General features: G+C 43.7%; 12 protein-coding genes. All 12 read left to right on the forward strand.

Annotated elements, in window-relative coordinates:
- Positions 1-269, forward strand: a 269-nt coding sequence (locus C5471_RS12805) for an IS30 family transposase (RefSeq protein ID WP_166295935.1), incomplete at its 5' end; no start/stop codon positions are given.
- A gap of 161 nt (positions 270-430) precedes the next feature.
- Positions 431-1,105, forward strand: coding sequence for an MFS transporter (locus tag C5471_RS12810; RefSeq protein ID WP_242688694.1), 675 nt, complete (start codon positions 431-433; stop codon positions 1,103-1,105).
- Positions 1,106-1,932: 827 nt separating this feature from the next.
- The gene (gene ilvI, locus C5471_RS12815; protein WP_133814834.1) at positions 1,933-3,660 is read left to right on the forward strand and encodes an acetolactate synthase 3 large subunit; all 1,728 of its coding nucleotides are present in this window, start codon (positions 1,933-1,935) and stop codon (positions 3,658-3,660) included.
- Between the two features lie 2 nt (positions 3,661-3,662).
- Complete coding sequence (ilvN, locus tag C5471_RS12820) at positions 3,663-4,154, forward strand: acetolactate synthase small subunit (RefSeq protein ID WP_166295947.1); 492 nt, start codon at positions 3,663-3,665, stop codon at positions 4,152-4,154.
- Positions 4,155-4,242: 88 nt separating this feature from the next.
- Complete coding sequence (cra, locus tag C5471_RS12825) at positions 4,243-5,247, forward strand: catabolite repressor/activator (protein WP_133814833.1); 1,005 nt, start codon at positions 4,243-4,245, stop codon at positions 5,245-5,247.
- 628 nt (positions 5,248-5,875) lie between these two features.
- On the forward strand, positions 5,876-6,334 hold the full coding sequence (gene mraZ, locus C5471_RS12830; protein ID WP_133814832.1) for a division/cell wall cluster transcriptional repressor MraZ: 459 nt from the start codon (positions 5,876-5,878) through the stop codon (positions 6,332-6,334).
- A 2-nt stretch (positions 6,335-6,336) separates the two neighbouring features.
- Complete coding sequence (gene rsmH / locus C5471_RS12835; RefSeq protein WP_133814831.1) at positions 6,337-7,281, forward strand: 16S rRNA (cytosine(1402)-N(4))-methyltransferase RsmH; 945 nt, start codon at positions 6,337-6,339, stop codon at positions 7,279-7,281.
- Positions 7,278-7,598: a cell division protein FtsL gene (ftsL, locus tag C5471_RS12840; protein WP_133814830.1), complete on the forward strand. Its 321-nt coding sequence runs from the start codon at positions 7,278-7,280 to the stop codon at positions 7,596-7,598. The genes rsmH and ftsL overlap by 4 nt, the downstream gene beginning before the upstream one ends.
- A gap of 27 nt (positions 7,599-7,625) precedes the next feature.
- A complete protein-coding gene (locus C5471_RS12845; RefSeq protein ID WP_133814829.1) occupies positions 7,626-9,392 on the forward strand; it encodes a peptidoglycan glycosyltransferase FtsI in 1,767 nt (588 codons plus the stop codon).
- Entirely contained in the window at positions 9,379-10,866 is a 1,488-nt protein-coding gene (gene murE, locus C5471_RS12850; protein ID WP_133814828.1) for a UDP-N-acetylmuramoyl-L-alanyl-D-glutamate--2,6-diaminopimelate ligase, read from the forward strand. Before C5471_RS12845 ends, murE begins: the two co-directional genes overlap by 14 nt.
- Complete coding sequence (gene murF / locus C5471_RS12855; protein ID WP_133814827.1) at positions 10,863-12,242, forward strand: UDP-N-acetylmuramoyl-tripeptide--D-alanyl-D-alanine ligase; 1,380 nt, start codon at positions 10,863-10,865, stop codon at positions 12,240-12,242. The genes murE and murF overlap by 4 nt, the downstream gene beginning before the upstream one ends.
- Complete coding sequence (gene mraY / locus C5471_RS12860; RefSeq protein ID WP_133814826.1) at positions 12,236-13,318, forward strand: phospho-N-acetylmuramoyl-pentapeptide-transferase; 1,083 nt, start codon at positions 12,236-12,238, stop codon at positions 13,316-13,318. The genes murF and mraY overlap by 7 nt, the downstream gene beginning before the upstream one ends.
- Position 13,319: the final 1 nt, after the last annotated feature.

The following is a 13,319-nucleotide window of genomic DNA, read 5'->3' on the forward strand; positions in this document are numbered from 1 at the left end:
AGTTTGCAGATCATGAAATCATCAGTGAAAAGTTAGAAACCCAAATTGACTTTGCGCATCCTTATTCGCCCTGGGAAAGAGGGATCAATGAGAATATCAATGGGTTAATCAGACAATACTTTCCAAAGGGAACTGATTTTAATGAAGTCTCTGATCAGGAAATAAATTTTGTGGTAAATCGATTAAATAATCGCCCCCGAAAAACACGGGGTGGGAAAACGCCGAATGAATTATTTAAAGGAATACGAACCTGTTTACTTCCAGATTAACGATGTTGCACTTATCATGTGAACCCACCCTTTATTATTTTATTAAAAACATCCTTCGTTTATTTTTAGGACCCTCCAATTTTTTAATATTAAAAAACATATCAATCAACCAATTTGAAAAAAAATTTAGTTATTGGCAGATTTCATTTCAAATATACAAAATGTCGGCCCCGTTATTTTTAGGTTTTATTCTTATCTATTACTCAGTAAAACAAATTCTTATTTTAATATCAGTGCTTTATTTTATTTCGGCAGTCTTATATATTTTCGTTTCAGAACCATTGATTAATGTTAACCGCAAAAAAAACAAAATATCACTAATTAATTACTTTAATATAATGAAAGATAATAGAATATTGTTTTCATTTATTGTTATTTCCATTTTAACTTGTTTTGGCTATCTATCAGATGGTCTAATAGCTCTTAGCTTTATGAAGCGGGGATTAAATGGAAGCCATTATAGTTTTGCTATGTGTCTTTCAGGTATTTCAGGTGTTCTAATTGGTTTAGTATTTGGAAAGTCTAAGATTAACACATCGTTAAATATTATGTTATCTTCATTCTTTTTGTGGGGTTCGGGGTATCTTTTAATAGGAATAACAAATCAATTTAACGATTTATTTCCTGATAAAATCAATTTGTTTTTTATATTTTTAGCAATGGTAATAATAGGAATAGGATCGTCTATGAATAATATTATTGTTACCATTTATATGCAGAAATTCGCAACTAATGATAACTCGGCTAAAATATTTGGCTTAACGTCAATTTCTGTTGGTTTTTCCATGTTTTTTGGCCCTTTGATAGGTTCCACAATATCTTATTTTTTTCCATAAGCATCGTTTTTTTTACAACATTTATAGGTATTTTTTTAACCATAATTGTGGTTGTTTTAATAAATCGTAAATCCACGTCATGATACAGTTTTACTGATGGCTAGTGGAGGGTGTATTTAGAGAAGATATTAAAAGACAATTTAATGTTATAAATAAATGTCTTGCTGTTTTGTAGATATGCCAAGTTTACTTATATTCATAACTTGGCTATTTTAATGAATATGGCGTATGACTAATAAGAAATAAATTCATTTTCACTGATTATTACATTTGGTTGTTGAATTATGAAAATGAATATTTATGTATTCAGGTAAATATTAAATGTATGGAGTTAGTCTTCCAAGGGAAAATAATCACTTCTATCTTATTCTCTAATTAAAATGAAGTAAATAGATTTTGCCTAAATGAATTATTCATAATAGTTATTCAGACACGATGAAATTATCATTAAATTATTTGAGGTATTCGTCCACACTTCCTTTATCAGATTTATGCTGTGGTGACTTAAACGATTTTGAAAACTGTTTTTTAGTTTTTTATCGTATATATACCGGATAATACCTATATATTGTCGTTCTTTTCAGGTATAGCCACTCATATTCTACTTACTTTTAGCTTCTTGATAGTAAGATAACGCTTACAGAAGGCATTTAGAACTGCCATAAAGTTGCTATTCTGCCTTTATTCGCATTGCTAACACCTGTTTCTAGCGTTATGTTAATTAACTCAGCATCAATATATCGCTGAGAGGCCATTCGCCTTACTAAAATAAAAGTGGAAGGAACTTCCGATTTATTAACTTGCAAACAGAGCCTGGAGGAAAACCTATGGAGATGTTATCAGGAGCTGAAATAGTCGTCCGATCGTTAATTGATCAGGGCGTTGAACATGTATTCGGTTATCCAGGCGGCGCAGTACTGGATATTTACGATGCCTTGCATACGGTTGGGGGAATTGAACATATCCTGGTACGCCATGAGCAGGGTGCGGTTCATATGGCTGACGGCTATGCTCGTTCCACGGGAAAGGTTGGTGTGGTATTGGTCACTTCCGGGCCGGGGGCGACCAATGCCATCACGGGCATTGCAACAGCTTATATGGATTCAATTCCAATGGTTGTATTGTCCGGTCAGGTAGCCAGTTCCCTGATTGGTAATGATGCATTCCAGGAATGTGACATGGTGGGGATCTCCCGCCCAATTGTGAAACACAGCTTTTTAGTGAAAAAAGCGGAAGATATTCCGAAAGTACTGAAAAAAGCCTTCTATTTGGCCGCCAGTGGTCGCCCGGGGCCGGTAGTCATTGATTTACCAAAAGATACGGTAAATCCGGCAGTAAAACACGCTTATGTTTATCCTGAGCAGATAAGTATGCGTTCTTATAATCCGACGGTGCAAGGGCATAAAGGGCAGATTAAACGGGCATTAAGAAAACTGTTGAATGCGAAGAAACCAATCATATATGTGGGCGGTGGGGCAATTAATGCGGATTGTTCAACAGAATTGCTGGTATTGGCAGAAAAATTCAATATTCCGGTTGTAAGCTCCCTGATGGGGTTAGGCAGTTTTCCGGCAACTCACCAGCAAAGCCTGGGAATGCTCGGTATGCACGGTACATTTGAAGCTAACAAAGCAATGCATAATTCCGATGTGATTTTTGCTGTTGGTGTACGTTTTGATGATCGTACAACCAATAACTTGGCGAAATATTGTCCGGAAGCAACTGTTTTGCATATTGATATCGATCCAACATCAATTTCGAAAACGGTTGCCGCAGATATACCTATTGTTGGTGATGCTAAACAGGTGCTGCGGCAAATGTTGGAACTGTTGGAGACAGTGGAAGATACACAGGACCCGGATGCGCTGAAAGATTGGTGGTTATCTATTCAGCAATGGCGTAGCCGTAAATGTCTCAATTTTGATCGCAGTAGTGAAAAGATTAAACCGCAAGCGGCTATCGAGGTTCTCTATCGTCTGACTAAAGGTGAAGCTTATGTCACTTCAGATGTTGGACAACATCAGATGTTTGTTGCATTGCATTACCCATTTGACAAGCCAAGACGTTGGATCAGTTCCGGTGGTTTAGGGACGATGGGATTTGGCTTACCGGCTGCATTGGGGGTCAAACTGGTGAAACCGGAAGCAATGGTAGTCTGTGTTACGGGGGATGGTAGTATTCAGATGAATATTCAGGAATTGTCCACGGCGTTGCAATATGGGTTGCCGGTACTGGTTCTGAACTTGAATAACCGTTTCCTGGGGATGATAAAACAATGGCAAGACATGATTTATGCAGGCCGCCACTCTCAGTCCTATATGGAATCTTTGCCTGATTTTGTCAAACTGGCTGAGGCTTATGGTCATGTTGGCATTTCTATCCAGAGTTATGACGAGCTGGAAGGTAAATTGGCAGAAGCCTTGAAAGAGGTGACTGAAAATCAGCGGCTGGTATTTGTTGATGTCACAGTGGATGAAACTGAACACGTATATCCTATGCAGATCCGTGGAGGAGCAATGGATGAGATGTGGTTAAGCAAAACGGAGAGAACCTGATTATGCGCCGGATTTTATCTGTATTACTTGAAAACGAATCAGGGGCTTTGTCCCGTGTTGTTGGTCTGTTTTCTCAGCGTGGCTACAATATTGAAAGTTTAACTGTGGCGCCAACTGACGATCCAACATTATCGCGGATGACAATTCAGACTAAGGGCGATGCCAGGGTACTTGAACAGATTGAAAAACAGTTGCACAAGCTAGTGGATGTACTACGAGTCAGCGAGTTGGCAGCAGGTTCTCATGTAGAACGTGAGATTATGCTGGTGAAATTGCAGGCCAGTGGGTATGGACGAGAAGAGATTAAGCGCAGTACCGATATTTTCCGTGGGCAGATCGTGGATGTGACTTCTACTTTATATACCGTACAACTGGTAGGAACCAGCGATAAACTGGATGCATTTCTGGATGCCGTTCGTGACGTTGCTGAAATTGCTGAAGTTGCTCGTTCCGGTATTGTCGGTGTATCTCGTGGGGATAAAATTATGCGATGAAAAATCGCAAACTGCGGGGCAATATACATACATTTATGAGGCTCTGCGATAAAGTAGGGCCTTTTTTGGTGTCTATGAAGGAGTTAATGTGAAACTGGATGAAATCGCCCGCCTTGCAGGTGTTTCACGCACAACGGCCAGTTATGTGATTAATGGTAAAGCCAAACAATACCGTGTCAGTGATAAAACGGTAGAAAAAGTGATGGCAGTGGTCAAAGAGCATAATTACCATCCTAATGCTGTGGCAGCCGGTCTCCGTGCAGGACGCACCCGTTCTATTGGTCTGGTTATCCCAGATTTAGAAAATACCAGCTATACCCGCATTGCGAATTATCTTGAGCGCCAGGCTCGTCAGCGTGGTTATCAATTATTGATAGCCTGTTCTGAAGATCAGCCTGATAATGAAATGCGCTGCGTTGAGCACTTGTTACAACGGCAGGTAGACGCAATTATTGTTTCTACCGCATTACCGCCGGAGCATCCTTTTTATCAGCGCTGGGCAAACCGCTCTTTACCTATTGTTGCGCTTGATCGTGCATTAGAAAATGAACATTTTATCAGCGTAGTGGGCGATGACTTTGAAGATGCCAAAATGTTGGCACAAGAGTTTCGTCAATTTCCTGCTGAATCTGTGCTGTATCTCGGCGCATTACCCGAACTGTCAGTCAGTTTTCTGCGTGAACAGGGATTTCGTGAAGCATGGAAAGATGATCCTCGTAAGGTTATGTACCTTTACTCAAACAGTTATGAGCGTGATACCGCGGCTGAAGTGTTTGCCAAGTGGTTGGAAACTCACCCAATGCCACAGGCGTTATTCACTACCTCTTTTGCTCTGTTACAGGGAGTCATGGATGTTACGCTTAAACACAGTGGCCGGTTACCCAATCAATTGGTCATTGCGACTTTTGGTGATCATGAATTATTGGATTTCCTCGAGTGTCCGGTGCTTTCTGTAGCGCAGCGTCATCGTGAAGTGGCGGAACGGGTATTGGAACTAGTATTGGCGAGTCTGGATGAAAAGCAGAAACCAGAACCCGGTATCACACGGATACACCGTGACTTATGCCAGCGAGGAAGTTTGAGTCGGAAATGATGATAAAAGCGCCTCATTAATTCTTTGATGGGGCGCTTTTGCTACCAGATTTGTAAAAAAATATACAAGGGCAACTTTAAGACAATGTTTATTTGAGTGTTTCAGCGTCCTCAAATGCAATTTCGTTCATACATAAATTATTTAGTAGAAGGAAGGGCAGGTAGCAACGTCTTTTCAGGTTGGTGTTTGTCTATTTTCTGCTTTATTTTTACTGCTATTTATACATTAAATTGATTTTAATAATATTTATCGTACGGTATTTTTATTGCCAACTGGTTTTAACGTTGAATGCATCAAATGAAATGACAAATATTGCTGTACAGTTGTCAAACAGTAATGAAATGTAAATTATGTAAATAAATTAATAACACAATTATTTTTTCATTATTTTATCGTCAACCTTTATTCTCATTTGCTTGTAAAATTATTCAAAATTATCATGGCTTTAATTATTTTTGATATTGCTAAATTTAATAATTATCCCCCTTAACTACCAAAATTCTTCTGCAAAATATAGCTAAAGCGCATCGGCTCTGGCTTGACAAGGTTTTCGTCCCATCCGTAAACTCCTTATTGTGGGGATTAGTGGGATAAAGTGGTAATTTTTGATCGCCTAAGGCAACTTGAGATGTTTCGTGGAGCAACGTTGGTTAATCTCGATAGCAAGGGGCGGCTCGCCGTACCTACCCGATACCGGGTTATGCTAAACGAGGAGTCACAAGGGCAAATGGTTTGTACCATTGACCTCCATCAGCCATGCCTGTTGCTTTATACACTACCTGAATGGGAAATTATTGAAGAAAAGCTCTCCCGCTTATCCAGCATGAATCCGGCGGAGCGCCGGGTACAACGTTTGCTCTTAGGTCATGCCAGTGAATGCCAAATGGATAGTGCAGGACGTCTTTTGTTAGCTAATACACTGCGCCAGCACGCAGGGCTAGCCAAAGAGGTCATGCTGGTTGGTCAGTTCAACAAATTTGAACTGTGGAACGAGCAGACTTGGTATCAACAGGTTAAGGATGACATTGCGACTGAGCGATCTACTCAGGAACCTTTATCAGTACGGCTACAGGACTTATCACTATAAACATGGCAAACAGTCATTTTAAACATACCAGTGTATTGCTGGATGAAGCAGTCAATGGACTGAATATTCGTGAAGATGGAATCTATATTGATGGCACATTTGGCCGTGGTGGGCATTCGCGTCTGATTTTGTCGCAACTGGGGGCAGCAGGTCGTTTAATTGCAATTGATCGTGATCCGCAGGCAATTGAAGCGGCAAAAGCGATCACAGATCCGCGTTTTTCAATAATACATGGCCCGTTTTCTGCTTTGGCTCACCATGTGGAAGAGGTCGGGCTGACCGGCAAAATCAATGGTGTATTACTGGATTTAGGTGTTTCTTCACCTCAACTGGATGATCCGGAGCGTGGTTTTTCTTTTATGCGTGACGGGCCACTGGATATGCGGATGGATCCGACTCGCGGGCAATCAGCAGCCGAATGGCTAATGAAAGCAGAAGCGGATGATATTGCATGGGTGTTGAAAACGTTTGGTGAAGAACGTTTCGCTAAACGTATTGCCAGAGCCATTGTTACACGTAATCAGGAAGAGCCAATTACCCGGACAAAAGCGCTGGCCGATTTGATTGCTCAGGCCAGTCCGGTGAAAGAGAAGCATAAGCATCCTGCGACAAGGAGTTTCCAGGCTATCAGGATTTATATCAACAGTGAGCTGGAAGAGATTGAGCAGGCGCTGGATGGTGCATTACAGGCGCTTGCACCACAAGGGCGGCTTTCAGTTATCAGTTTTCATTCACTGGAAGATCGCATTGTTAAGCGCTTTATCCGCCATAACAGTCGTGGGCCACAAGTACCGGCAGGATTGCCACTGACAGAAGAGCAACTGAAAGCGCAAGGTGGGCGTAGCCTGAAATCTGTCGGCAAGATGAAACCTTCGGAGGAAGAAGTGGCTGATAACCCACGGGCCCGTAGTTCTGTTCTACGTTTTGCTGAAAAAATTAGCGAATAATGGCAGGAGAACGTCATGGGTTAACCGGTATTATTGGCAGCGATTTGTTTAGGAATGCCAAAATACCGTTGTTGCTTCTAATAGTTGTTATGGTTTCAGCCATAAGTGTTGTTACTACGACACATGAAACCCGTTTGTTGACGGCTGAAAGAGAACATTTGGTATTGGAACGTAATGCGTTGGATATCGAGTGGCGTAATTTGATCCTTGAAGAAAACGCCCTTGGTGAGCACAGCCGGATTGAACGGATAGCCGTTGAAAAAATGCATATGCAACATGTTGATCCTGCACAGGAAAACATTGTTGTTTCACAGTGAGTCAATTTGAGGATTATAAGGTAAGCAATGAAAGCAGCACGCTTTGCGAAGTTGAAACGGCAAGAAGATAAAGTCAGTTTTGTTAGCTGGCGTTTTGCCTTGCTGTGTGGAGGTATTGCTCTTGCTTTGATTTGCTTGTTGCTGAGAGTGGCTTACTTGCAAGTCATCAATCCGGAGCAATTGGTTAAAGAAGGAGATTTACGCTCCCTGCGCGTACAGTCAATTCCGACTGCACGCGGTATGATTAGCGATCGTCTGGGGCGACCTCTGGCTGTCAGTGTTCCGGTAAATGCTGTCTGGGCAGATCCAAAAGAGGTATTTGAAAAAGGGGGAATTACTGATGATACCCGATGGAAAGCCTTGTCTGATGCGATTAATCTGCCGGTTGAACAACTCACCAGTAAAATTATTACTAATCCTAAAGGCCGCTTTGTTTATCTGGCGCGTCAGGTTAACCCATCAGTTGGTGATTATATTCATAAACTGAAATTGCCGGGAATTTATTTGCGGCAGGAATCCCGGCGTTATTACCCATCAGGTCAGGTAACTGCCCATATTATTGGTGTGACTAACGTTGACGGTCAGGGCATTGAAGGTGTCGAAAAAAGTTTTGATCGCTGGCTGACTGGTCAGCCAGGTGAGCGGACGGTACGCAAAGATCGCTTTGGCCGTGTCATCGAAGATATTTCTTCTGTTGATAGTCTGGCGGCACACAATCTGGTATTGAGTATTGATGAACGTTTGCAGTCGCTGGTTTATCGCGAATTAACCAACGCAGTCGCCTTTAATAAAGCAGAATCCGGCACAGCGGTATTGGTGGATGTTAATACCGGCGAAGTATTGGCAATGGCGAACAGCCCATCTTATAACCCAAATAATCGCATCAATACGTCAAAGGAAGCGATGCGTAACCGTGCTATTACCGATATTTTCGAGCCGGGTTCCACTGTTAAGCCTATGGTGGTCATGGCTGCGCTGCATGATGGTATTATCAAAGAAAATACTGTTATTAATACAGTACCTTATAGGATCAGCGGCAAGGAAATCAAGGATGTGGGCCGTTATTCAGAATTATCTATCACGGGTATCTTACAGAAATCGAGTAATGTCGGTGTTTCCAGGCTAGCGTTAGCGATGCCTGCTACAGAGTTAGTGGATGTCTATTCACGCTTTGGGTTGGGAAAACCGACCAATCTGGGGTTGGTCGGAGAAAGCAGTGGCTTATACCCAATAAACAGACAACGGTGGTCAGATCTTGATAGGGCCACCTTTTCTTACGGCTATGGGCTGATGGTAACACCGTTACAGTTAGCGCGAGTCTATGCAACGATTGGCAGCATGGGTATCTATCGTCCCCTGTCGATTACCAAAGTTGATCCACCCGTGCCAGGCACCAGAGTATTTCCTGAGCCAATTATGCGTACGGTCGTTCATATGATGGAAAGTGTGGCTTTGCCCGGTGGCGGCGGAGTAACGGCCGCAATAAAAGGTTATCGGATTGCAATCAAAACGGGTACTGCGAAGAAAGTCGGGCCGGACGGCAAGTACATTAATCGATATATCTCTTACGCCGCTGGTGTTGCTCCTGCAAGTAATCCAAGATTTGCACTGGTTGTGATCATTAATGATCCACAAGCAGGTAAGTATTACGGCGGTGCGGTTTCTGCGCCGGTATTTGGTGCCATTATGGGCGGTGTTCTGCGCATCATGAATGTGGAGCCGGATGCTTTGGCAGCAGGTGATAAAAATGAATTTGTGGTTAATAAAAAAGAGGATACAGGTGGCAGATCGTAATCTACGCGATTTACTCGCGCCATTGGGTATTGATGCCCCAGAGTGCGCGTTACGCGAAATGACATTGGACAGCCGTAAATCGGCTGCCGGAGATCTGTTTGTTGCCATTAAAGGGCATCAGGCAGATGGTCGACACTACATTCCTCAGGCCATCGCACAAGGTGTTGCGGCGGTTATTGCAGAAGCCCAGGGCGAGGCTGATAACGGGACTGTGCAGGTTATGCACGGTGTTCCGGTTGTTTATGTGAGCGATTTGAATAATAAGTTATCACAATTAGCCGGTGAGTTTTATCGCCATCCTGGTAATAAATTGCGTCTGATTGGTGTCACTGGAACCAATGGAAAAACAACCACGACTCAATTGCTTGCTCAGTGGAGCCACGGATTGGGTGAAACCAGTGCAGTGATGGGAACTGTTGGTAATGGTTTGCTGGGGCGGGTGGCACCGAGTGAAAATACCACCGGTTCAGCCGTTGATATTCAACTGGATCTGCAACAACTTGTTCGGCAAGGGGCGACCTTTGCAGCAATGGAGGTCTCTTCTCACGGGTTGATTCAGGGGCGGGTGGCCGCGTTACCATTTGAGGCGGCGGTATTTACCAATTTGAGCCGTGATCATCTTGATTACCACGGTGATATGGAGCACTACGAAGCAGCTAAGTGGTTGTTATTCTCTACTCACAATGTGAAACAGCAAATCATTAATGCTGATGATGATATTGGCCTGAAATGGTTATCCCGTTTACCACAAGCAGTTGCTGTGACGATGGAAAACCGTCTGCCGGAAAACTGGCAGGGGCGTTGGTTGGCGGCTCGTGAAATAAAATATTACGGTAAAGGTGTCTCTATTACTTTCGAGTCCAGTTGGGGAGGCGGTACAATTGATAGTTCCCTGATGGGGGCATTTAACGTCAGCAACTTGTTGTTGGCACTTTCCACCTTATTAGCTTTGGACTATCCACTGGAAAAGCTGCTTGAAACTGCTTCCTGCCTGTCGCCGGTCTGTGGGCGGATGGAAGTATTCACTGCACCGGGCAAACCGGTGGTGGTTGTCGATTATGCTCATACACCTGATGCGCTGGAGAAAGCGTTGGCGGCTGCACGCTTGCATTGTAAAGGTAAACTTTGGTGCGTTTTTGGTTGTGGTGGCGATCGCGATAAAGGCAAACGTCCTCTGATGGGAGGTGTGGCAGAACAGTGGGCTGATTATGTGATTGTTACTGATGATAACCCGCGCAGTGAAGAGCCTCAGACAATTGTTGCTGACATTCTGACGGGTTTTATTGATCCGGGCCGCGCGATAGCGATTCATGGCCGTGTTGAAGCGGTAACCAGTGCCATTATGCAGGCAAGAGCAGATGATGTTGTATTGATTGCGGGTAAAGGCCATGAAGATTATCAATTGGTAGGTCATCGTCGCCTTGATTACTCAGATCGATTGACTGCTGCCCGGTTACTGGGGGTGATCGCATGATTTCCCTCACACTGCAACAACTGGTGCAAATCACTGATGGCACGCTGAAACAGGTTACGGAGCAGCAGGCCACAGATATCTGTATCAGTGATGTTACTACTGACAGCCGTAAAGTTGGAAATGGCAGTCTGTTTATTGCATTAAAGGGTGAACGTTTTGATGCCCATGATTTTTCTGTTGATGCAGTAAAAGCGGGTACCAGTGCTTTGCTGGTCAGCCGTGTACTGGATGTTAATTGTCCGCAAGTTGTAGTCAAAGATACTCGTCTGGCTATGGGGCAATTGGCTGGTTGGGTTCGTCAACAGAGTAACGCCCGTGTCGTTGCGCTGACGGGGTCATCCGGTAAAACATCGGTGAAAGAGATGACCGCTGCGATTCTGCGTCAGTGCGGTAATACGCTCTATACTGCGGGCAACCTGAATAATGATATTGGCGTGCCGCTGACATTGTTCAGACTGACAGAACAACATGAGTTTGCTGTGATTGAATTAGGCGCAAGCCATATTGGTGAGATCGCCTATACCACGGAAATGACCCGACCAGAAACGGCACTGGTAAATAACCTGTCTACTGCACACCTGGAAGATTTTGGTTCTCTGGCGGGTATTGCAAAAGCGAAGGGAGAAATTTTTGTCGGTCTTCCAGAAAATGGTACTGCCATTATCAATATGGAAAGTAATGACTGGGCGCACTGGCAACAAGTTATCGGTGACAAAACAGTGCAGCGTTTTTCCATACAACAAGCATCAGACACTGATTTTTACGCGACAGATATTCAGGTCAAACAGCTAACGACTAATTTTTGTCTGCATACCCCAGTTGGCAGCACAGAAATCGCGTTGCCATTACCTGGAAAACATAATGTTGCCAATGCGTTAGCTGCTAGTGCGTTGGCAATTTCTGTTGGCGCAACGCTAAAAGATATCCGTCTTGGCTTATCCGAGCTGAAACCTGTACCAGGTCGGTTGTTTCCAATCAATCTGGCAGAGGGAAAATTGCTACTTGATGACACTTATAACGCTAATGTCGGTTCGATGACTGTTGCGGCTCAAGTATTATCACAAATGACAGGTTACAAAGTGATGGTCGTTGGCGATATGGGCGCGTTGGGTGAGCAATCAAAAGACTACCATCGTCAGGTTGGTGAAGCTATAGCTTCTGGTGGTATCGACAGCGTATTTAGTGTGGGTACATCAAGTGCTCATATTAGTGAAGCGAGTGGTTGTGGTCAGCATTTTGTGGATAAGACTGCGTTGGTTGCAGCATTGGTTCCACTATTACAACAACACAAAGTGATTTCAGTTTTAGTTAAAGGTTCGCGCAGTACTGCAATGGAAGATGTCGTCAGCGCATTACAGGAGAGCTTCACATGTTAGTTTGGCTGGCCGAATATCTGATCAAGTATCATACCGGCTTTAACGTCTTTTCTTACCTGACGTTTAGGGCTATCGTCAGCCTGCTGACTGCACTGGCTATCGCATTGTGGATGGGGCCGCGCTTAATCGCCTTCCTGCAAAAATTACAAATTGGGCAGGTTGTTCGCAATGATGGGCCGGAATCTCACTTTAGCAAACGTGGTACACCGACCATGGGTGGTCTGTTGATCCTGTTTTCAATCACGATTTCTGTACTGTTGTGGGCACGCCTGAATAACCCCTATGTCTGGTGTGTGCTGATTGTTCTGATTGGTTACGGTATCGTTGGTTTCGTGGATGATTACCGCAAAGTTGTGCGCAAAGATACTAAGGGGTTGATTGCCCGTTGGAAGTATTTCTGGCAGTCCGCTCTGGCATTGGCTGTGGCATTTGCAATGTACAGCATCGGGAAAGATACCCCGGCAACACAATTAGTCGTGCCATTCTTTAAAGATGTGATGCCACAACTGGGTGTGCTTTACATTCTGTTGACCTACTTCGTGATTGTCGGAACCAGCAACGCGGTGAATCTAACTGACGGGTTGGATGGTTTGGCAATTATGCCAACCGTTTTTGTTGCGGCGGGTTTTGCCTTGGTGGCATGGGCAACCGGTAACGTCAATTTTGCCAACTATCTGCATATTCCTTACCTAAACTATGCTGGTGAACTGGTTATTGTCTGTACTGCGATTGTTGGCGCTGGATTAGGTTTCCTGTGGTTCAACACTTATCCGGCTCAGGTTTTCATGGGTGATGTGGGTTCTTTGGCACTAGGTGGTGCGCTTGGGACCATTGCGGTGTTGCTGCGTCAGGAATTTTTGCTGGTCATTATGGGTGGAGTATTCGTGGTAGAAACCCTGTCAGTCATCTTGCAGGTAGGGTCTTTTAAACTGCGTGGACAGCGTATTTTCCGTATGGCACCTATTCACCATCATTATGAATTGAAAGGTTGGCCAGAACCGCGTGTTATCGTGCGTTTTTGGATTATTTCTCTGATATTAGTACTGATTGGCCTGGCAACATTGAAGGTACGTTAAT

The organism is Photorhabdus tasmaniensis (assembly GCF_011189505.1).
GTDB classification, from domain to species: Bacteria; Pseudomonadota; Gammaproteobacteria; order Enterobacterales; family Enterobacteriaceae; genus Photorhabdus; species Photorhabdus tasmaniensis.